At 65.7% G+C, this 21,237-nt stretch carries 18 protein-coding genes and 2 pseudogenes; 8 read left to right on the top strand and 12 right to left on the bottom strand.

The features are described 5' to 3' along the window. Nucleotides 1-6: 6 nt before the first annotated feature. The gene (locus NKF06_RS00220) at nucleotides 7-921 is read right to left on the bottom strand and encodes a glycosyltransferase family 2 protein (protein WP_253244123.1); all 915 of its coding nucleotides are present in this window, start codon (nucleotides 919-921) and stop codon (nucleotides 7-9) included. A gap of 115 nt (nucleotides 922-1,036) precedes the next feature. Here NKF06_RS00220 and NKF06_RS00215 point away from each other — a divergent pair, with 115 nt between their 5' ends. Beyond that, nucleotides 1,037-2,005: a MoxR family ATPase gene (locus NKF06_RS00215; protein WP_253244122.1), complete on the top strand. Its 969-nt coding sequence runs from the start codon at nucleotides 1,037-1,039 to the stop codon at nucleotides 2,003-2,005. Here the strand turns inward: NKF06_RS00215 and NKF06_RS00210 are convergent. From NKF06_RS00210 to NKF06_RS00195, 4 genes are read right to left on the bottom strand one after another with little or no spacing between them, the layout of a single operon-like run. After that, on the bottom strand, nucleotides 1,983-2,666 hold the full coding sequence (locus NKF06_RS00210) for a hypothetical protein (protein WP_058826507.1): 684 nt from the start codon (nucleotides 2,664-2,666) through the stop codon (nucleotides 1,983-1,985). The two genes, NKF06_RS00215 and NKF06_RS00210, sit on opposite strands and share 23 nt — an antisense overlap. Next, on the bottom strand, nucleotides 2,663-3,925 hold the full coding sequence (locus tag NKF06_RS00205) for a DUF58 domain-containing protein (RefSeq protein ID WP_253244121.1): 1,263 nt from the start codon (nucleotides 3,923-3,925) through the stop codon (nucleotides 2,663-2,665). The genes NKF06_RS00210 and NKF06_RS00205 overlap by 4 nt, the downstream gene beginning before the upstream one ends. Further along, the gene (locus tag NKF06_RS00200) at nucleotides 3,922-4,503 is read right to left on the bottom strand and encodes a hypothetical protein (protein WP_253244120.1); all 582 of its coding nucleotides are present in this window, start codon (nucleotides 4,501-4,503) and stop codon (nucleotides 3,922-3,924) included. The genes NKF06_RS00205 and NKF06_RS00200 overlap by 4 nt, the downstream gene beginning before the upstream one ends. Continuing rightward, nucleotides 4,500-5,327, bottom strand: a complete 828-nt coding sequence (locus NKF06_RS00195; RefSeq protein ID WP_058826510.1) for a DUF4129 domain-containing protein — start codon at nucleotides 5,325-5,327, stop codon at nucleotides 4,500-4,502. Before NKF06_RS00195 ends, NKF06_RS00200 begins: the two co-directional genes overlap by 4 nt. 201 nt (nucleotides 5,328-5,528) lie before the next feature. Here NKF06_RS00195 and NKF06_RS00190 point away from each other — a divergent pair, with 201 nt between their 5' ends. Beyond that, nucleotides 5,529-6,491, top strand: a complete 963-nt coding sequence (locus tag NKF06_RS00190) for a hypothetical protein (RefSeq protein WP_253244119.1) — start codon at nucleotides 5,529-5,531, stop codon at nucleotides 6,489-6,491. Nucleotides 6,492-6,621: 130 nt separating this feature from the next. Beyond that, nucleotides 6,622-9,177, top strand: a complete 2,556-nt coding sequence (locus NKF06_RS00185; protein WP_253244118.1) for an oligosaccharide flippase family protein — start codon at nucleotides 6,622-6,624, stop codon at nucleotides 9,175-9,177. Between the two features lie 102 nt (nucleotides 9,178-9,279). Here NKF06_RS00185 and NKF06_RS00180 read toward each other — a convergent pair whose 3' ends face one another. The 3 genes and pseudogenes from NKF06_RS00180 to NKF06_RS00170 all read right to left on the bottom strand — a co-directional run bounded on the left by NKF06_RS00180 (nucleotide 9,280) and on the right by NKF06_RS00170 (nucleotide 13,328). Continuing rightward, on the bottom strand, nucleotides 9,280-10,503 hold the full coding sequence (locus NKF06_RS00180) for a glycosyltransferase (RefSeq protein WP_253244117.1): 1,224 nt from the start codon (nucleotides 10,501-10,503) through the stop codon (nucleotides 9,280-9,282). 60 nt (nucleotides 10,504-10,563) lie between these two features. Next, a complete protein-coding gene (locus NKF06_RS00175) occupies nucleotides 10,564-12,192 on the bottom strand; it encodes a right-handed parallel beta-helix repeat-containing protein (RefSeq protein WP_253244116.1) in 1,629 nt (542 codons plus the stop codon). A 105-nt stretch (nucleotides 12,193-12,297) separates the two neighbouring features. Continuing rightward, a pseudogene (locus tag NKF06_RS00170) lies at nucleotides 12,298-13,328 on the bottom strand (glycosyltransferase family 2 protein). Between the two features lie 163 nt (nucleotides 13,329-13,491). On the opposite strand from NKF06_RS00170, the gene NKF06_RS00160 reads away from it, so the two are divergent. After that, a complete protein-coding gene (locus tag NKF06_RS00160) occupies nucleotides 13,492-14,163 on the top strand; it encodes a helix-turn-helix domain-containing protein (RefSeq protein ID WP_082677670.1) in 672 nt (223 codons plus the stop codon). Between the two features lie 59 nt (nucleotides 14,164-14,222). On the opposite strand, the gene NKF06_RS00155 is transcribed toward NKF06_RS00160, so the two are convergent. From NKF06_RS00155 to NKF06_RS00140, 4 genes and pseudogenes are all read right to left on the bottom strand, one after another. Beyond that, on the bottom strand, nucleotides 14,223-15,734 hold the full coding sequence (locus tag NKF06_RS00155) for a hypothetical protein (protein ID WP_253244113.1): 1,512 nt from the start codon (nucleotides 15,732-15,734) through the stop codon (nucleotides 14,223-14,225). 160 nt (nucleotides 15,735-15,894) lie between these two features. Then, nucleotides 15,895-16,464, bottom strand: a complete 570-nt coding sequence (locus tag NKF06_RS00150; RefSeq protein WP_253244112.1) for a metal-dependent hydrolase — start codon at nucleotides 16,462-16,464, stop codon at nucleotides 15,895-15,897. Beyond that, entirely contained in the window at nucleotides 16,464-17,072 is a 609-nt protein-coding gene (locus tag NKF06_RS00145) for a DUF1616 domain-containing protein (protein WP_253244111.1), read from the bottom strand. Before NKF06_RS00145 ends, NKF06_RS00150 begins: the two co-directional genes overlap by 1 nt. A 73-nt stretch (nucleotides 17,073-17,145) precedes the next feature. After that, nucleotides 17,146-17,475: pseudogene (locus tag NKF06_RS00140) on the bottom strand (DUF1616 domain-containing protein); the annotation flags it as partial. Nucleotides 17,476-17,859: 384 nt separating this feature from the next. Here NKF06_RS00140 and NKF06_RS20935 point away from each other — a divergent pair. Genes NKF06_RS20935 through NKF06_RS00125 form a run of 4 tightly spaced genes read left to right on the top strand, consistent with a single transcriptional unit; the run spans nucleotide 17,860 to nucleotide 21,230 of the window. Beyond that, the gene (locus tag NKF06_RS20935) at nucleotides 17,860-17,988 is read left to right on the top strand and encodes a hypothetical protein (RefSeq protein ID WP_256364932.1); all 129 of its coding nucleotides are present in this window, start codon (nucleotides 17,860-17,862) and stop codon (nucleotides 17,986-17,988) included. After that, entirely contained in the window at nucleotides 17,985-18,566 is a 582-nt protein-coding gene (locus NKF06_RS00135; RefSeq protein WP_058826517.1) for an acyltransferase, read from the top strand. The genes NKF06_RS20935 and NKF06_RS00135 overlap by 4 nt, the downstream gene beginning before the upstream one ends. After that, nucleotides 18,563-19,951, top strand: a complete 1,389-nt coding sequence (locus tag NKF06_RS00130) for a nucleotide sugar dehydrogenase (protein ID WP_253244110.1) — start codon at nucleotides 18,563-18,565, stop codon at nucleotides 19,949-19,951. Before NKF06_RS00135 ends, NKF06_RS00130 begins: the two co-directional genes overlap by 4 nt. Continuing rightward, complete coding sequence (locus NKF06_RS00125; RefSeq protein WP_253244109.1) at nucleotides 19,944-21,230, top strand: nucleotide sugar dehydrogenase; 1,287 nt, start codon at nucleotides 19,944-19,946, stop codon at nucleotides 21,228-21,230. The genes NKF06_RS00130 and NKF06_RS00125 overlap by 8 nt, the downstream gene beginning before the upstream one ends. Nucleotides 21,231-21,237 lie beyond the last annotated feature (7 nt).

Genomic DNA, 21,237 nt, shown 5'->3' with positions numbered 1-21,237 from the left:
CCCGCGTTACGCGCCCACTCTGTTCTGAACGCCTCTGACGACGCTGTAGACGAGCCCGGGGAGCTGCGCCGGGCGGGGTGTCGAGCCCGCGCGTAGGTACGCCAGTCCCGCGTCGAACCGCCCCTCGCGGAGGTACTGCGCGGCGAGCGCGTACTGGTGAGTGCCGGTGACGTCGTAGCCGCGGGTCTCTAGCTCGACGACCTCCTCGGCGAACGTCTTGAGGAAGTGCGCGTTGGCCCGCCGGACGGCGTCCGCGCTTGGTCCGCCGGAGGGATACCGCCGCAACAGGGGCTCGTCGACGTAGGCGAGCTTTCCTTCCTTCAGGACGCGAATGAGGAACTCGGTGTCCTGGTAGCGGTCGAACGACTCGTCGAACCCGCCGATTCGCTCGACGACCTCGGACTCGACGACGAGCGTCGAGCCCGCGCTGGTGTGGAGGTTCTCCATGAGAATCTCCTTGATGAGTTCCTCGCCGCCTTCCGCCCCCTCTCGGGAGTCGTGTGTTCCGAGGACGGACTTGACGCGTTCCACGAGCGGGTTGGCGTCCGCGTCGTCGAGAATCACCGTTCCGCAGTAGGCGGCGACCCAGTCGTCGGACCGCCGTTCGAGCGTCTCGACCTGCCGTTCGAGCTTCGTCGGTGCCCACTCGTCGTCGGAGTCGAGGAGCGCGACGTAGTCGCCGGTCGCGACCTCGATTCCGGTGTTCCGGGCGGCGCTTCCACCCTGATTCGTCTCGTGGACGAGGTAGTTCACTCTCGGGTCGTCGTAGGCGGTGACGACCGACGCTGTGTCGTCCGTGGAGGCGTCGTCGACGACGATGACCTCAACGTCCGACAGCGTCTGGTCGAGCGCGCTGTCGATGGCACGCGGGATATCGTCCGCGCGGTTGTACGTGGGAATGATGACGCTCACTGTCGGCATCGGGTATCTCCTGTTACTCTCCGTCGGGGGCGCATTATTATCGAGCAGGTAACGCGCGGGTCAGTGGCGCGCTTACCGATGGCATAATAATGGCCGGCTGGGCTGACTCCGGGGTATGGACGTCCGCGAACTCCACGACCACAGCACGCGTGTTCTCGACGAGATAGCTCGGTCAGTCGTCGTGGACCGAGCCGTCCTTCGGCGCATCCTCACCGGGGTGCTCTCGCAGGGACACGTTCTCCTCGAAGACGTTCCCGGCACGGGAAAGACGCTGACTGCACAGAGCTTCGCCACGGCGCTCGGCCTTTCGTTTAGCCGAATCCAGTTCACGCCCGATCTCCTCCCCGCCGACGTGACCGGGACGTACGTGTTCGACGAGCGAGACCGGTCGTTCGAGTTCAGCGAGGGCCCGCTGTTCGCGAACGTCGTCCTCGCCGACGAGATCAACCGCGCCTCGCCGAAGACGCAGGCCGCGCTCCTCGAAGCGATGGCCGAGGGGCAGGTAACCGTCGACGGCGAGACGCACCCGCTTCCGGACCCGTTTTTCGTCATCGCCACCCAGAATCCGGTCGAACAGGGGGAGGGAACGTTCCCCCTGCCCGAAGCGCAGAAAGACCGGTTCCTCGTCAAAGACAGTCTCGGCTACCCGGACGAGGAGGGCGAACTGGAACTGCTCGACCGCCGCGACGCGCGCGACGCGCCCACGCCGACGGTCTCTTCGGTCCTCTCGACGGACCGCGTCCGCGAGATGCAGCGCGTCCCGGAGACGGTCCGCGTCGACGGCGAGATAAAACAGTACATCGTCGACATCGTCCGCGCGACGCGGGAGAACCCCCGCGTCGCGGTCGGCGTCTCGCCGCGCGGCTGTCAGCGACTGTTCGAGGTCGTCCGCGCGACGGCCGCAGTCCAGGGCCGGAGCTTCGTCATTCCGGACGACGTGAAAGCCGTCGTCCACGCGACGGCTGCCCACCGAATCGTTCCGACCGCCGAGGCGACGGTCGACAACGTCGAGCGGAGCCAACTCGTCGACGACGTGCTCGCCGAGGTCTCGGTCCCGACGGTCAGTCGTGCAGAGCGAGCGTGAGGAAGACCAAGGCGACGAGCATGAACGCGACCGCGTGAAGCGGCAGACCTGGCGTTCCGAGGTCGCGGACCACGAGCCCGGCACCGACCGCGACGCCTCCGACGAGCGTCGTCCCGCCGAAATGGGCCGCTTCGACGGTCCACGTCGTCGCCTCCCGGCCGAGTTGCTCGCCCACTGTTATCGAGTTCTCCGCAGCGTCCCACGAGACAACGAGCGCCGCGCACGCAACGAGCAGGGCCACGGCGTCGGCCGTCTGGAACAGCCCGCCGGCGACGACAGTCAAGAGGAGCGCCGCGCAGCCGAGTTTACTCAGTCCGCGCGACCCGGACCCGCGAAGGGGAAGCACGCCGAGGCCGAGACAGAACACGCCGAAGAGTCCGAGTCCGGCCTCGATGAGCTGTGACTGGCCGGTGGCGCTCGTTACGGCGAGGCCCGCACCACCCGTCGCGACGAGGACACCGACGAGTAGCCCGACAGTCCCGAGCAGTCGCTGCCCCGTTCGGAACCGGTGTGCGCCCTCGATAGCGAGGACGAGGCCGGCGACGGCGACGAACGTCCCGACCGACGCCCCGGTGTTCACGAGCGAGACGGAAAGCGCGGCGGCGAACAACGACAGCGCCGCGCTGAGCCGCGCCGGCCGTCTGGTTATCTCTGCGCTCACGTCCGAACCCCCCGCTGTGCGTCGATTGCGAGCGCGAGCGGGTCGCCGAGGGGCCAGTCGATGACGGGGATACCGACCTGCCGGAGCGCCCGCAATCGGTTCCGGCGCTCTGCGGCCGCCAAGCGCTCGCCGGGCGTCTCGTTCGCCGTCGCGTCCGGGGAGACGACCGTGACCGCGTGGCCGTGCCCGTCGAACCGGTGCGCAACTTCGACGGCGGTGTCGTCACAGAGCGGCGAGACGAAGAGGATCTGCGTCTGTTCGCCGAGCCGTCCGAGGTACGATTCGACCTGTTCGTCGACCGGGTCGTCCGTGTCTGTCGGACTCGCGGCGAACGCCGAGTGCCTCGAAAGCAGTTTCCGCAACCGGAGCCGGTGTTCTCGCCCCGCGCCCGGCGCTCGGAAGCAGTCTTCGGCCGAGAGCGCGGCGAGGCCGACGTGGTTCCGGCCGTTCAGCAGGGCAGTCGTCAACTGGGCCGCGGCGGACGCCCCGGCGTCGACGGCGTGTGTCTCCCCGGGCGGGCCCCTGTAGGCGATCGCTCGCGCGTCGACGAGGACGAGGATTGACGCCGCTTGCTCTTCCCTGAAGTCGACGGTCGTCAACTCACCCGAAGCGGCGTAGCGCTTCCAGTCGATTTGGCTGACCGGGTCGCCGCGGCGGTACGACCGCGTCTGTTGGAACTCGATGCCCGAGCCCGTCCCGTTCGCGGCGACGCTGCCGACGGTGTCGAGCGTCTGTGACCGACGCGGCGGCTTCGTAATCTCGGTCGTGCAGTCGAGTTCCGTCTCGTCCGCGGCGCGAACGTCGAGTTCGACCTCCCTGTCACCGCTGGGGTCGCGGACGATGGCGGTCGCGTCGTCGAACGCGTGCCGCCCGCGTTCGGCTTCGACGGCGTACGAGAACGTCCGCGTCTCGCCGGGGCGGAGCACCATTCCGCGCCTCGCCGGGCCGTCCGTGACGGTGAGCGCCGGGGGGACGCCGTCGACGATTCGGCAGTCGTACAGCGTCTCGTCGCCCTCGTTCGTCACCGCGACTTCGATTTCGACCTCGTCGCCGCTCGCCGGTGAGGCGGTGTCGACCCGGCGGTTGAGGGACAGATTCGGCGTCGGCATCGGGACGGCTCGATGGTACGCCGCGAAGACGACGCCGACCGTCGAGAGCAAGAGGAGCTCCTGTCGCTTCGCCAGTAGCCCGGCGGCCGCGACGACGAGCGCGACGGCGATGACGCCCCGCCAGCGGTTCGTCTGTTGCGGCGTCGTCACCGTCTCGTCCCCCCATCGACCGCGTAGACGGCCTCGGCGGTCCGCCGGGCGCGGAACTCAGCGGGCGTCTGTCGTCGCCGAAGCGCGCTGAATGCGGTGGCGAGCGTCGACCGGTTCGGACTCCCGAGGAACGACGCCGCCTCGGCGTCGTCGGTCCACTCGCCGCGTCGAACGAGTTGACGCGCGCGGCTCCGACCGCAGTTCCGCTCGCGCATCACCGCCTCGACGGCCGCCGTTCGGAGCCGCGTTTTCACTCGCGCTCGGGTACTGTCGCCGAGAACGGGGGTTCGATAGTCCCATCCCCGAACCGTCTCGTCGAACTCGCGGCCCGCGGGCGGGACCCGAACAGGGACCTCCGGGTCCGACGTTTCGACCTGTTGCAGTTCGCTCTCCCGGCCGGAAGCGATGACCGGGAGCGCCGCGAGTAGCGCGACTCCCGAGAGCGCGGCTACGAGGACGTAGTCACCACCAACCCCGGAGACGAGCGCCGTCACCGGGAAGGACGTCTCGCGTGCGACCGTTCCGGCGGCGAGACAGCCGAGTCCGAGCAGCCCGAACAGTAGCTTTCGGCGGTTCACGACTGGTCTCGCCCCCCGGATGACCCGAGTCGTTCGAGACACTCTCGCGCGCGCCGGCGTCGGTCCTCGGTCACCGGCGCACCGCCGTATCTGACTTCTTCGAATAGCTCCGTGAGCGACCACACCGAGTTCGCGTCGGCCCCGTTTTCGCGGGCGATTGCCGCCCGCTCTCGCGGCGTGAGCAACTGACGGTCGTCGAGTCGGAGGCGTTCGACCATCTCGTACCACGCTTCGGTGACCTCGTTCTCCGGTTCGGGCGGCGCATCGAACCCGCCTTCGGCGCGTTCTTCCGCCGGAGACTCGTCCCCGCGGAAGCGGGGAATCATCGGCGACAGTCGCGCCGCGATGCGGTCTCGATACCGAGCGACGAGCGCGACGGCGACTACCGCGATGATTCCGACGACCAGTTCGACGAGACGCGAGAGCAGCGCGAGCAGGGCGTCGATGAGCGCCTCTAGCCTGTCTTGCTCGCCCGGTGTTTCTTTCGACCCCTCCGACTGGTCACGCTGTGAGTCCGAACTGTCGGTCGAACTGTCGGACGTGGAATCGTCGTTCCCGTCGTCCGGACCGCTCGCGCTAGACTGTCCCGACTGTGACGACTGTTCGCCGCCGTGTTCCTGCTGACTCGGGTTGTCCGTCAGCGTCTGGTATTCGCGCTTGATGTCGTTGGCGTCGCCCTTGTCGAGCGGCAGCGAGGAGTAGTCGAGGTCAATCGCCTCGCTCGGCGAGGAGTCGACGGCCGATTCGAGCGAGCCGGCCGCCGAACCGACGACGAACAGACACACGAGAGCCAGTCCGAGCGTGACGAGCACGTCACTGTCCATCCGACCGACCTCCGTGGGTGTCGAGGCGTATCACGATGGGTGTAGACCCGCCCCCGCTCATACTAATTATCCGCCCGATAAGCCGCCGCTACGTAGTCGATAATAACGGTGGGTGGCCGTGATGTCTCGTTTGAGTTCGAGATGGAAATCCCATCCAATACACTGAAACGTGCGAGTATCGCCCTCCTCGTCGCGCTCTTGATGACGACAGCCGGTTGTTCGTCATTCGCTGGCGGCGACGCAGGAGACACGGCAGCGGCGAACGAAACCGCCGAAACGACGGAGATGACGACTTCTGACGTTGAGACGACCGCCAACGACACGGCGTCTTCGGACGACGTGACGAACGAGTCGTCGGATTCCGACTCCGATTCCGATTCTGACTCCGACTCCGACCACGACTCACACAGCCACGACTCGACGACGAACGCCAGTAATGAGTCGTCCGTCGACGCGGCGTACACCGGTCAGATGGCCGTTGTGGTCGCCGGCGAGCGCGTGAGCCTCACGGAGGACCTCGACGAGGACGCGCCGGTCCACATGAGCGACGTCGACTCGTGGCACACCAACGAGAGCACGACGCTCGCGGCGGCGCTCGACGCGGCCGATGTCAACGCCACCGAGTCGTCGCTGACCTACGACGGCGAGACCTACGAGGAGTCCGAAAACGGGACGAAGCTCATCTACCGCGTGGACAGCCACGAGGTCGACCCCGAGGAGTACACGCTCGAATCGGACGACAAGGTGTGGGTGCTCGCCGTGACCGACGACTCGAACGTCACCACCCCCGGCGAGTACATCCCGCCGGAACAGCTCCACGTCCACGGGACCATCGACTTCACCGTCGACGGCGAACGGCTCGACTTCAGCCGCGACAAGTACCAGCAGGCGGGTCACAACGACCACTTCCACTTCGAGGGCGGTCACGCGAACCCGTGGCACGCGCACTCCGCGCACGTCACGCTCGCCTACGGCATGTCGACGCTCGACGGCATCAACATGACCGACGAGGGCGTCACCTACAACGGGACGACCTACGCGTACGACGGTGACGGTGACAACGCGACTGCGAACGTCACTGTCAACGGCGAGTCCGTCGACCCGACCGACTACTACCTCAAGAACGGCGACTCGGTCTCTATCGAGATAGCGTCTTCCGATTAATCTCCCGCGTTCGTTTATTTATGTACACGAATCACCGAACAGCAGGCGGTCTACGACTGATACGACGTTCGTCTCCGCGCGTCGCACCGGCGCGGACCCCCGACGAGAGCGGCGCAGACGGGTGGTGTGAATGAAGCGGAACATGGTCACCGCGTTCCTCTCTATCTTCGGGGGGCGCATCTTCATCGTGCTGTCTTCGGTGGTCCTCACGCCGCTTCTCATCACGACACTCGGGTTCGAACTGTACGGTCGCTACGGCACCCTCACCGCCGTCTTCGGTATCTCGACTATCTTGATGAGTTCCGGCATCAACAGCGGTGCCCGGAAGTTCCTCGCCGAAGACCGCTCGATCTCCGACTGGCAGACTCACGTGTTCGGCTACTACTTCCGCCTCGGGACGGTCCTCGCGGTACTGACCGCGCTCGCGTTCGCCGCCGCCGCGCGATTCGGCGTCGTCACCCGATTCCTCGGTCCGGAGTACGTCGTCGGCTTCTACGGCCTCGCCGGACTCACCATCGCGACGCAGTTCCGCGAGTACGCCCGCCGGTCCCTGATGGGACTCAAACAGGAGCACCTCTCGGAGCCGCTTCGGGTGCTCAACAAGGTCGGAACCCGGCTCGCGCTCATCGGTATCGCCTACCTCGGATACGAAATCGGGGGGCTGATGGTCGGCCTCATCGTCGTCAACAGCCTCGTTGCGCTCCTCGCGCTGTGGTGGGTCCGCAAGAACGTCTCGCTTCGCGGCATCTTCAGCACGACGCCGCGGGAGTTCCCGACGAAGGAGCTGTTCAGTTTCAACCACCTCTCGGTGGTCTACATGCTGTTTCTCACGTCGATGTACCACGTTGACGTGCTGATGCTGGCGTCCCACGTCACGGAGACGCGCGTCGGTTACTACAAGTCCGCACTGGTCATCAGCCAGTTCCTCTGGGTCATCCCCCGCTCGATTCAGTCGATGCTCGTGCAGTCCGTCTCGGACCTGTGGGCGGACGAACGAATCGACCAGATAAACGAAATCGCCTCTCGCGTCACCCGCTACGGGATGCTCGTCATCGTCCTCCTGTCGCTCGGGCTGGCGGCGCTCGCGAAGGACTTCGTCCCGCTGTACCTCGGTTCCGGGTCGATGCCGGTCGTCACGCCGCTTCTCATCCTGCTCCCGGGGACCATCGGCTTCGCGGTCGTTCGCCCCATCCTCGCCATCAGCCACGCGAAGGCCGACATGAAGCCGCTCATCGCGGCGACCGGTGCCGCGGCGGTTCTGAACATCGTCTTGAACGTGGTTCTCATCCCGCGTCACGGCATTCTCGGGGCCGCCGTGGCGACGACCATCGGCTACTCCTCGCTCCCGGTGTTCAACCTCGCCAGCGCGCGCTACCTCGGGTTCAAGCCGTTTTCCGACGCTCGACTCGTGCGAGTGCTCGCGACGGGGTTCATCTCCGGAGTCCCCATCTTCCTGCTCTCGATGACCATCGAGAGCAGTCTCCTCGCGTTGGTCGTCGTCCCCATTATCGGCCTCCTCGTCTTCGTGACGGTGGCGTTCGTGGTCGGGGCCGTGGACGCCGACGAGGCGCTGGACCTGCTGAGTTCGCTTCCCGACCCGGTTGGTTCCCGCGCCACCGCGATTCGCGTCCGTCGCGGCAGCGGTAGCGCCAACGCCGGGACTCCCGCGTGGGGCAACGAATCCTGGGCCGAACGGCACAAAAACACGCTGCAACGCGTCCTGCTCGTCGCCGGCGTCCTGCTCTCGCTCTCCGGTGTCGCGCTCGCCGTCGGCGTCCCCAGCGTCGGCATCGCCCCCTCAGTCGACGGCGACTCGCCGGTACCGCAGGTGAACAACACCACCCCGGTCACCGACACGCCGATGCCGACGACCGATACGCCGGTGACGACGACGCCGCCGACCGAGACGGATACGGGGACGACCGACACGGCGACATCGACGAACACCACCAGTCCGCCGTCGAATACGACGACGACCGAGTCGGACGACGGCGGCGGCTGGCTCTGGGGCGGTGACGACGACGATGACGACGACGGCGATGATAGCGACGACCAGACGACAACCGCGTCACCGACAGCGACGGAGACGCCATCGAACAACACGACGACAGCGACGACGACCGCGTCACCGACGACGACGGACACACCGTCGAACAACACGACGACAACGACCACTTCGTCGCCGACGACGACGGACACACCGTCGAACAACACGACGACAACGACGACGACCTCGTCACCAACGACGACAGATACGACCACCACAACGACCGACACAGCTACGACAACGACCGACACAGCTACGACAACGACCGACACAGCCACAGACACGACGACTACGACCACAGAGACGACGACAGCGACGAATACAACCACGACTGAGACGACGACCACGGATACGACGACCGACACGACGACGACCACAGATACCACGACAACGTCCACGGACACCGACACCACGACGACGGATACGTCCACGACCGACACCGCGACGACAGACACGACAGCGACCGATACCACCACGACATCGAATACGACCGACAGCGGGTCGACGCTCCTGATGACGCAACCGCTTTCGGCGGTCGAGTGGCTCGATTTGCAGTCGTCTCCGCTCGGCGGGTCGCCGTGGTTCCACTCGGTTCTGTTCGTGGGAATCGTGGCGCTCGCCGGTCGAAGCGCGCGCTAACGGGCCGTCTGGATTTTTTGACGCCGACCGTCGGGCCCGAGTGCTACGCGGACCGCCTCCCGACAGAAACAGATAGCGCGGTTCTGGTGCCGTTCCGGAGCCTTACTGCGCGGCGACGGCTTGCCGCTCGCTCTCGGTCTCGTCGAGGACTTCGACGTAGAGGTCGGCGATGTCCTCGCAGACGTTCTCCCACGTGCACTCGTTCGCGTACGCCTGAATCGCGTCCGCGTCCCACCGCTTGTGAAGGGCATCGATGACGGCGTCGGCGAGTTCGTCGTGCGACTCCGGCCCCTCGACGAGGAAGCCGTAGTCGTCGCTCGTGACGACCTCTTCGCTCCCGCCGTTTTTCGTCGCGACGACCGGCGTCCCGCAGGCCATCGCTTCCAGTTGGACGACGCCGAAGCTCTCGCTGTAGCTGGGGAGGACGAACACGTCGGCCGCGTTCATCCAGTCGTTGAGCGTCCCCGACTCGACGTAGCCGAGCAGGTCGGTCCGGTCGTCGATACCGAGTTCCGCGGCGAGCGATTCGAGTTCGTCGCGCATGCCGCCCTGCCCGCCGATGACGAGTCTCGCTTCGGGTTCGGAGTCGCGGACTCGCGTCATCGCTCGCATCAGGTGCTGGAAGCCCTTCCGCGGTTTCAGCGTCCCGAGCGCGAAGACGATGGGTTCGTCGTCGCCGATGCCGAGTCGCTCGCGGGCCGCGGCGGTGGAGATGCGCTCGAACACGTCGGTGTCGTAGCCGTTGGGGATGTGGACCACGTCGTCGTTGTAGGCCTCCAGTTTCGAGCGATCGCGCCGGTTGACGCGAACGAGCCGGTCGGCGTCGGTCCACGCTCGCTTCAGCCGGGCGTTGTCGGAGTCGAGTTGTGTTTGGAACCAGTTGCGGTTGGCGTGGACGGTGAGGACGTACGGGATGCCGAGTTCCTCTTTCAGACGCGCGCCGACGTACCCGGAGGTCCACGTCATGTGGCAGTGAATCAGGTCGAACGAGACAGGATAGTCCGCCAGTTTCTTGCGGACTTTCCGGGCGTGTTGCTGTCCGAGGATGTGCTCGCGCTGCGCGTCCACCGGGAGGTACAAAAGCGGGGTCTCGATGACGTGTACGTTGTCGGGCACGTCCGTCGTGGCGATTTTGGCGTCTCTTCCGAACCCCTCGCCGCCGCCCACGGGGAGTCGAGACGCCACGTCGGCAAACCAGTTGTACCTGACGCAGACGGTGATGGAATCGAAGTACTCCGCGAGCACGTCGACCTGCGACTTGACGAAGTGTTTGTAGCCGTGTGAGACGACGAGGAGGTCCTTATCGGCCAGTCGGTCGTGGTCCATGCGTTACCCGCAGTTGCGTACCGACCCCCATGATTATCGGGTCGGTAAGGTCCGTTCGTCTCAGGCGGGTGGCAGTTCGGTGTTGTCGACGACGAACCCCTCCGCGCCGCCGTCGATGTAGCCGCCGTAGAGCACCGAGTCCATGACGACCACGTCGGTCCCCTGCGAGTACAGCTTCATGGCTTGTCGCCCGCTGAGGGACCGCGCGGTGATGCCGTCGAAGCGCGTCCGGTTGCCCTTGTTGATGAAGGGGTGGTGCGTCGCCTCGTAGGTCCCGCCGACGAACAGGGCGTCGTCCGCGAGAATTTCGGCACAGCGCCGGTAGCTCTCGCCGGGTTGGTGGACGGTCAGGTTCTCGAACCGGGCGTTCGCGCGCTCGACGCGAATCGCCTCGCGCTGGCCGTCGCCGGGTGCCGAACCGGTGATGGTGACGTTCTTGACGAGCACCATCGGGTCCTCCGGAAGGTTTTGTCCCTGAAGGTAGATGGCGAAGTTCGACCCGTGGATGTCGATGGTCGTGTCGAGGACTTCGAGGCGACCCGCACCGGGGGTCACCTGAATGCCGCGCGCACAGCCCTCGTCGTCGTTGAGAACGATGCTGCAGTTCTTGATAACCGAGGTCTGCGCGTCGTCGAGGACGCGAATGGCGTTCTCCGCGGAACCGGTGACCTCGACGGTGGTGTCTTCGATGCGGAGGTCAGCCCCGTCGTCGAGGCGGATACCGCGCTGGCTGATGCCGGGGACGAGTTCGTCGATGACGACCGTCGCGCCGCGGACGCTGCTACCGTACCCCTTGAGCCGAATCGAGGAGACGGTGCTGTTCTTGTACGTCCCGCCCTCGACGTGGACGACGCCCTTCGAACCCGAGACGTACAGCCCGTTGTCCGGGAACCGACCGAGTTCGCAGTCGACGAAGCGGAGCGTCCCCGCGCTGTTCGGGTCGATGAGTATCCCGGTGGGGCCGAGGTTGATGTCGCCGATGGTGTCTTTCGTGAACGCCGCGCCGTCGGGCGCGCTGAACCGCTCGACGGTGCCGGTCCCGCCGGCGGTGGTCACGCTGAACAGCGCCGGACCGAGGGTCCCGGTGTCGTGTTCGCCCGCGATGGTGATGTCGCGGACTTCGAGCCCGTCCGTGACGTAGGCCTCGATGGCCCGAATCCCGTTCTGCGGGGCGGTGAAATCGAACGTGAACCCCTCGAAGAGGAGGTCTCTGCCTGGGGCGTAGATGACGCCGAGCCGGAAGAACCGGGCCGCACCGGTGAAATCGCCCTCGGTGACGACGTTGCTGTCGATGGCGTCGATTCGGCCGTGCGTGAGCGTCGCGTTCGGCCCGTAGAACCCGAGGTTCTCGAATCCGGTCTTTCGGAGTTGCCTGTGCATCAGGTATCGCCCCTCCGGGAAGACCAGGAGCGTGTCGTCCGCGACGTGCCGCGAGAGCACGTCGTCGATGGGTTCGACGCCCTTCGGGTCGGCTCCCGCGTCGACGACGTTGACGACGTTCGAGAACCGGTCGAGGTACGCCCGCGGAACGTCGACGCTCATCGTGTTCGCCTCGACGCTGTTGACGGGGTGCGACAGATAGCTTCCGACCGCGAGGGTGCCGACGGCTCCGAGGAGATACGAGCGCCGCGTAAGCTTCGGGCCCCGGGAGTCATTCGCGTCGGTATCGTCAGATTGCGTGAATCTCATATAACCGAGAACGTCGTATACTCACGAACGTTCCCGGCTTCACATGTTCAGCCTTTAAGTATGTCTGCGGATTTCGGCGGCCTTCGGCCCCCGATTCGACTCGGGTTACTCGCTCGGAACCTCGGTCTCGTAGGTGTCGTCGTCGACCCGGATTTCGAGCGCTTCGTTGTCGTTGTGGTCGAGGACCGTGCCGAAAAGCAGGAACGTGATACCGAAGAGAAGACCGATTGCCCAACTGCCGAGGCTGGGTGAGTCGTCGTCGCCGTCGCCACCCGTCAGTCCCGAGCCGATGAGGCCGATGGCCGCGACGCCCGCGATGACAGTTCCGAGGTAGTAGAACGCCGCGAGCGGGTGGAAGTCGCGGAGCATGTACTTGTTTTTCAGCCGCCAGAAGTAGTTCCGGAGCAGCATGCTCGAGACGCGGGGGACGTACTCGCTGTAGTTGATGTGGCTCTTCCAGTCGTCGTCGTACAGGTACTCCGCGGAGCAGGCGATGTCCGCGACCCGAAGGTTCTCGGCGTTGAGTTTGACGAGCAGGTCGTTGCAGTAGCCGTAGTACTCGTACATGTTCTCGATGTCGGCCTGCCGAAGCGCCTCGTGGGAAATCGCGGTGTAGCCGTTCTGCGGGTCCATCGTCTTCCAGTAGCCGCTGGCGAACTTCGTCAGGTACGAGAGGATGGAGTTACCGACGAGTCGATAGCCCGGCATGGCGTCGAGGTCCGACTGCTCCATGAATCGGTTGCCCTTCGCGTAGTCGGCGTCGCCCTCCGCGATGGGGTCGAGATACTTCGCCAGTTCGTTGGGGTTCATCTGCCCGTCGCCGCCGAGGACGGCCGTGATATCGACTTCGTCTTCCAGCGCGTGGAGGTAACCGGTCTTGAGCGCGCCGCCGACCCCGCGGTTCTCCTCGTGTTGAATCGGGACGACCACGTCGTCGTACGCCGTCGCTTCGGGGGTGTGGTCCTCGTTGAACGCGTCGGCGTGCGTCACGATTTCGTCCCACGTCCCGTCTGTCGACCCGTCGTCGAGACGTAGGCCAGGTCGACGAATGAGGGGAGAGTGTCGATGACGTCCCCGACGTAACCCGCTTCGTTGTAGGCCGGCACGACGACGGCGATTGAGTTGTCTTTGTACATTGTAGTCGGAGTCCTACCGAACTGTGGACGTTTCGGTGTCGTTATTATGGGTATCGTAGTTGCTCACAGCCCGCCGACAGGTTCGGGAGCGACCCCGCGGAGACGCGGCTACAGACGCTTATCACCCGCATAATAACCCGTACCGATTATCGAACAACAGGCGATGCACGAGGACCGAAGGGGGGACGACGCTCGACCGATATACTTGGAGATAACGCTTGAGGACCCGAGGCTGATTCTCTCGTCGTTCGTCACGGGACACCGGGGGCCGGTCGAACTCGAATTCCAACCGACCGAGGGATTTGGCTGGGACTGCGCGTTCGTCGTTGTCGAACAGGGTCCCGTCGATTCAGTCGGGGCGTCCCTCGTCGTCGACCCGACCGTGATAGAGGCGGATTTCCTCGGTTCCGTCGGCTCCGACCACCGGTTTCGCGTCCTCTTCGGGAGCGGCGTCCGCCTGATTCCCCCGTCCTCGACGGAGATGGGCGTTCGGGTCATCTCCGTTCGACACAAAGACGGCAGGTGGTCCATCCAGATGCACCTCCCCGCTCACTCGACGCTGCACCGCGTCCAAGAACACTACCACGACAACGATATCTCATTCCGGGTAAAGCGCCTCCACGTCGCCCGCGACACCGACGTGGGGACCGAGACGGCGCTCCTCCCGGGGCAGCGCAAGGCGCTTCTCGTCGCCCACGAACACGGTTATTTCGAGGTCCCACGGCGGTCCTCGCAGGGCGAACTCGCAGCCATCCTCGGCATCTCCAAGTCGGGGGTCTCACAGCGGATTCGCCGGGCCATCTCGCGACTCATCGAGGCGACGCTGTCGCCGTGACTCCAGCCGGCCGCAGAGAGGTGAGTCGCGGCGGGGACTCGGGGCCAAACCGTCGTGGCTCAGAACCAGTTTCCGTCGTACGTGACGTCGACGTCGCCGTACTCCCAGACGCCGTTGTGAATCACAGATTCGGTGACTTCGACGCCGCTCGACCCGTCGATGACTTTCATTCCTTCGTAGCCGTCGTGCGACTCGGCGGTGATGCCGCGGAACGTCGTCCCGTCAGCGTCGTTGACCAGCGGGATGTGGCCCGTGTCGTAGTCGCCCCAGACGAACGTGCTGCCGTCGCCGAGTACCTTGACCGCGCGTCGATAGTCGCCACCGGTCTGCTCGACGTCGAAGCGGTCGAGCGTGCAGTTCCCTCGTTCGAGCCGGACCGCGTGCCGACCGTTCGACCCGTCGCCGGAGCCGCCGACGCTCGACTTGAGAATGTAGACCGGGTCCGCGTCGGCGCTGCTCGGCCCGCCCACGACGAGCGCGTGGCCGCTGGTGTTGAACTCGATGTCCGTGTTGATGATATCGATTTTTCCGGCGCCCGGCGAGACGGTGACGGCCTTCGTCGACACGTCTCCGTTGACGATGACGCTCGAGTTCTGAATCCGCGCCCACTCGACGTCGTTCTGGACGCTGATGGCGCGCCCGTTCGGCTCGTCGATTCGGACGACGGTGTCGTCTATCCAGTTGTACGCACCGCCGTCGAGTCGGATGCCCCGCTGGTTCGTGTCGTCAGTGCGGCGTTCGTCCACGATGACGGTCGCGCCGTGAATCGAGCTGTAATCGCCCGAGAGCCGGATGTTGGCGATATTACTGTTCTTGAACACACCGCCGTCGACGACGACGCGGCCGCCCTCGGTCGAACAGTAGAGGCCGTTGTCGGGCCACGCGCCGACCTCACAGTCGCGGACCCAAAGCTTGCCGTCGTGGTACGGCGACACGATGATTCCCGTGGGCCCCACGTCGATGTCGCCCGGCGTGTTGTCCGAGAACTCGCCGCCGTCGGGAATCCTGATGTTCTGGAGCGTCCCGATGCCCGACGAACTGGTGACGTCGAACGCGAACGGGCCGTACTTCCCGCTGTCGTGTTGGCCGACGACGGAGAGGTCCCGCGCGAGGAGGTCGTCTCTGACCTGCGCTTGGACGACGCGAAGTCCCGTGTCGTCGTCGGTGAAGTCGAACTCGAAGCCCTCGACGACGAGGTCTTCCCCCGGTTGCTCGAACGTCCCCAACTTGAACAGCCACCTGCCGTCGTAGTCGGCGGCCGGGACGATTGTCGCGTTATCCCCCCGCAGTTCGAACCCGCGGAAATCGACGTGACGGAACGAGTCGTCCATGAGATACTCGCCCTCCGGGAAATACAGAACCGTCCCGTCGTCGCACTGGATATCGTCTAAGACCGGATTGATAGATTCCCCGCCGGTCGGATCGGCTCCCTCGTCGACGACGTTGTACCAGTCGTCGTCGGCTGATGCCGTCCCGGCGAACGAGACCGCCGCGGCCGCCCCGCCGATGCCCTTCAGTACCTGTCTCCGAGAGACTGTCCTCCTGCGCTCTTCTGCGCCTTGATTCCGCATCGAGAGAACGTCTCTGCCTCTGTCTAATGAGTATTTTTAGCGTTTATCGTATTATTCAAACAGAATGTCCTTCCATATCGACGATTAGGGATGCAACTGTTAAGTAGGACTGCTTTTGTCAAATTATATCTCCGTTATCCGTTACAAGACGGGCCGCGAATCAGCGGCGCAGGCCGGCGGCACGGCGAGCCCACCGAAGTCCCGGCGTCCCGTCGAGCACCCACAGCAGAACGACCACCCCGAAGACGGCCGCGTAACCGACGACGAGCCACGTGTTCTCGGGGCGCAGCATCTGATAGAGGAACGTCTGGAAGTACTCCGCGAACCGCTGGACAAAGCCGAGGTCGTTCGAGTACGGCTCCCGCGGTGCGAGCGGCCAGAGCAGCCGGCCGACGTTTGGCCCGTTCGCCCGGAGTGCGAGCAGGTCGCCGACGAGGTGCGACCCGTAGCCGACGACTGCGGCGACCGCGAGTTTCGCCTTGTTCCGCGTCCAGAGCGCCCCCGCGAGGAGCGCGACGAGCGGTGCGCCGACGAGGAGCGAGTGCGCCGGCCCGTAGCCGGTCGTGACGACGCCGAACGACCACGAGAGCGGCTTGTCCACGAGGTCGGGAACCTGTGTCATCACCGCGAGGGTGACGCCGGCTGCGTCACCGATAGGCGTCTCCCACGCGACGCGGTTCGCGAGGGAGTACAGCACGTAGCCGAAGACGAGATGCTCCCACGGCCACATCAGGCCGAGATCCCCCCAATCGAACCCGGCCGACCGAGTTGCGCGGTGGTGTCGCCGCCGCCGTCGCCGACCGACACGACGAGTTGGACGGTCCGATACGAGTTCTCGCGGTTCGCATCGTCGGGAGCGTCACCTTTGTAGACGTGATAGACGAGTCGGAGCGACTCACCGGACATCGTCGGTCGAACGTCCTGTTGGACGTAGGCGGTCTCGTTGTCCTCGACCGACGCTTGCGTTCGGTCGAGCTCGCGCTCTTCGACCACCTGTGTCCCGTTCGGCGTTCTGTCGAGTCGCTGAAGCTCCGTGACGACCGTGTACGTCGTCGACTCGTGTTCGTGGTTCTCCAGCGCCAGCGTCACCGGGACTTGCTCCCCCGAACTGAGCTGCTGGGGATAGCCGCTGGCCTCGTAGCCCGACTCGTTTTGGGTCACGAGGTACGCTTCGGTGAAGTCCGACTCGGGAGTCTGCGTCTCGACCATTGCGAACCCGACGCTGCTGAGGAACGCGACAAGGCTGACAACCACGAGGAGGTTGACGGCGAGCGAGACGGGCGAACTCCGCGACTCGGAGGACAGCGGGGACGTGACCGCACCGGCGGTCGCCGCCACGCTCCCGAGGACGGTACTGAGCGGCGGGGCTCCGGCTCGCGCGTCCGGGGGGGAGCAGCAGGCGCCGGGCGACGGCGACCGCGGTGAACAACATCGTCACGCCGAACACGCCGAGCGCGACGATGCTCGCGTCGAACCCCTGTCCGACGAGGTTGGTGACGAGCGCGACTGCGGCGACGAGCGCGAGGCTCAACGCCGCCGAGAGGACCAGTCGAACGGAGTAGAGCAGTCCGGCGGTGTGGCGCGTCGGTCGCGTCAGCGCCGACTCGTCGTCCATGGTGTCGGACTCGACGTCCGACCGCCGTTCCGGGAACACCGCGGCGAGGAGCGCGTATCCCGGGTAGAGGACGATGAGCGGCACGACGAACAGACTCCGGACGACAGACCCGGAGAAGTCGAGCATGACCACCGCGAGCGCGGCGATTGCCCCCGCGACCACGAGGAGTAAGTCGAGTGTCCAGCGACGGGTAGACGACTTCATCACCCGCGCCTTGACAGTCCGTGTTGAAAAATGGCCGCGACCGTTCACGCCCGAAACCGGTCGAAAGAAGGGCTTAGCGGTCTGATAAGGGCGGATGGCTGACTGCGCCGACGGCGGCGGTCAGGGGGTGACGCTCCGAAAAATCGAGGAATTCCGACGCTGGTTGGTGAGCGTTCGCACGGCCGGGACGACTCGTTTTCCGCCGTTTTCGGGCGTCTGCGGGCTTATCGTCCCGATAATAATGGCCGTTTCGCGTGACCTCCGTTTCGAATCGCGGGCCACGACGGCCCGCGGCGTGACCAACACATGCGCACCAAAACCAAACTCCTCGCGGCGCTCGTCGCACTGTTCGTGCTCGTAACCACCCTCCGGTCGGACGGCGACGTGTCGCCCGCCGACGAGGACGAGACGATCGCCGATTCGGCCCAGACATGAACTTGTACGTCACGGGGTCCAACTGCGAGATAGACGACGACGTCACCCTCGGGTACCCGGCCAGCGACGAGTCACAGCAGACGATCGTCGGCGACGACGCCCGAATCCGCTCGGGGACCATCGTCTACAGCGACGTGACCATCGGCGACGGCTTCGTCACCGGCCACGATGCGCTCGTCCGCGAAGACACCCGAATCGGTGACAACGTCGTCGTCGGAACCAACACCGTCATCGACGGCACCGCGACCATCGGTTCGAACGTGAGCCTCCAGACCCGGGTCTACGTTCCGACCCACACGCACATCGGCGACGACGTGTTCGTCGGGCCGGGCGCGGTGCTCACGAACGACCCGTATCCGGTCCGGCAGGACGTCGAGATGACCGGTCCGACGCTCGAAGACGGCGTCTCGGTCGGCGGGAACGCAACGATCCTCCCCGACGTGACCGTCGGCGAGAACGCGTTTGTCGCCGCCGGCGCGACCGTCACCGAGGACGTTCCTCCGGAGACGCTCGCGGTCGGAACGCCCGCCGAACACCGCCCACTCCCGGCGAAGCTCCAGGGAGCGAACACCATATGAGCACGCAATCTTCAGTCACGACTATCTACGGCTCCGAACGCACCGAAGACGAACAGATAGCCGCGCTCACGTCCGGCGACGTGCCGGTCGGCGTCTACGGCCTCGGCAAGATGGGACTTCCCCTCGCCTCCGTCTACGCCGAGACCACCGGTAACGTCACCGGCGCGGACATCGACACCGACGTCGTCCGCGAGATAAACGCCGGTCGCAACCACATCGTCGGCGAACCCGGACTCGACGAACTCGTCGAAGAACTCGTCGGGGACGGCGCGCTCGTCGCCAACACGGAACCGCGTGAGGTCGCCGACGAGGCGAGCATTCACGTGGTTATCGTCCCGACACTCGTCGACGAGGCGGGCCGTCCGGACCTCTCGGTCATCGAGGCGGTCGCACGAGACATCGGGAAGGGACTCGACGAGGGCGACCTCGTCGTCTTCGAATCGACGCTCCCGCCGCGCTCCTGTCGCGACGCGCTCCTGCCGCTTCTCGAATCCGAAAGCGGTCTCTCGCTCGGCGAGTTCGGCCTCGCGTTCTGCCCCGAGCGGACCTCGTCCGGGCGCGCGTTGAAGGACATCCGCGGGGCGTACCCGAAGGTCGTCGGCGGCGCCGACGACGAGAGCACCCGTGCCGCGTCGCTCATCTACGACCAGATTTCGTCGAACGAGGTCATCACGGTCTCGGACACGACGACCGCGGAGGCGGTCAAGGTGTTCGAGGGCGTCTACCGCGACGTGAACATCGCGCTCGCGAACGAACTCGCCACCCACGCGGGCGAGTTCGAAATCGACGTGACCGAGGCCATCGACGTGGCCAACACCCAACCGTTCTGCGAAATTCACACGCCCGGCGCGGGCGTCGGCGGCCACTGCATCCCGTACTACCCGCAGTTCCTCATCACGCAGTTCGAGACGGGGTCGCCGCTCATGGAGACGGCTCGCGCCGTCAACGACGAGATGCCGCACGTCACCGCGCAGACGGCGCTCGACCGACTGGCGGCGCGGGGTATCGACCCCGAGGACGCGACCGTTCTCGTCCTCGGTCTCACCTACCGCGCCGGCGTCGAAGAGATTCGCAAGACGCCGGCGCTCCCCGTCGTCGAACATCTCGATGAAGCGGGCGCGGACGTGGTCGCGACCGACCCCATCCTCGACGACACCGCCGTCTTCGAGGACGCCGGCGCGACGGTGATGCGCGGCGTGACGAGCGACGACCTGTCGCCGGACGCCATCGTCCTCGTGACGGCCCACGAGTCGTTCGACCACCTCGACGTTCCCGCCTTCGCCGACGACGACCGCCCGGTCGTCTTCGTCGACGGGCGGCAGGCCGCCACGGAGTACCGCGACCACGACCGCGTCGACTACGAGGGAATCGGTCTTCATGACTGACACCGTCTGCGTCGTCGGCCTCGGCTACGTCGGCCTGCCGCTGGCCATCGAGTTCGACCGCGCCGGGAAGTCGGTCATCGGCTACGACGTCGACCCAGACAAGGTCTCGACACTCTCGGCGGGGACGGACCCCACCGGGGACGTAACCGACGAGGGCGTCGCGGCCTCAGACGTGCTGTTCACGACGGACGCGACGCACATCTCGGACGCGGACTTCGTCATCGTGACGGTCCCGACCCCGGTCGACAGCATGGAGAATCCCGACCTCACGTTCGTCGAATCCGCGGCCGAGACCATCGGCCAGCACGTCTCTCCGGGGACGACCGTCGTCCTCGAATCCACCGTCTATCCCGGCGCGACCGAGTCCGTCCTCGTCCCCGCGCTCGAATCCGAGTCCGGATTCGCCGTGGGTGAGGACATTTTCGTCGGCTACTCGCCGGAGCGCGCGTCGCCCGGCGACACCGGGCGGAGCGTCAAGGACGTGGTCAAGGTAGTCGGTGCCAACTCGGAGGGGGTCCGCGAGCGCCTCGCCGACCTCTACGGGAGTATCGTCGACGCCGGTATCCACCGCGCGCCCGACATCGAGACGGCGGAGGCGTCGAAGGTCATCGAGAACGTCCAGCGCGACATGAACATCGCACTCGTCAACGAACTGGCCATCGCGTGCGACCACATGGGCCTGACGACCAAGGACGTACTCGAAGCCGCGGGGACAAAGTGGAACTTCCACGACGGCTACTCCCCGGGCTTCGTCGGTGGCCACTGCATCCCCGTCGACCCGTTTTACCTCACCTACCGCTCCAAGCGCGAGGGCTTCTCGCCGAAACTCGTGTTGCAGGCGCGCGAAATCAACGAGTACGTCCCGGTTCACGCCGCCCGCAAGGCGGTCAAGACCATCAACGAGTCGGGGCGCGTCCTCCAGGACACGCGACTGCTCGTCCTCGGACTCGCCTACAAGCCGGGCGTCGGCGACATCCGAAGCTCCGACGTGAGCACGATGATAGAGAAACTCGACGAGTTCCACGTCGACTGCGTCGGCTACGACCCCCACGCCGACCCCGACGAGTCGCGGGAAGTCTTCGACATCGAGGTGGTCGAGTCGGTCGACTTCGAGGCGTATGACGGCGTCGTCGTGGCGACCGGCCACGAGGAGTTCACTGACTACGACCTCGACGAGATGGCCGCCGCGCTCGGGTCCGACCCGGTCATGATAGACGTGGCCGACGTGTTCGACGCCGACAAGGCCGACGAGCGCGGCTTCCACTACGCGCAGCTCTGAGACACCG

It is taken from the genome of Haloferax sp. AB510, from assembly GCF_024136985.1.
Taxonomy (GTDB): Archaea; Halobacteriota; Halobacteria; order Halobacteriales; family Haloferacaceae; genus Haloferax.
Note: the sequence above shows the minus strand (reverse complement) of the source record. Positions and strands in the feature narration are given on the sequence as shown.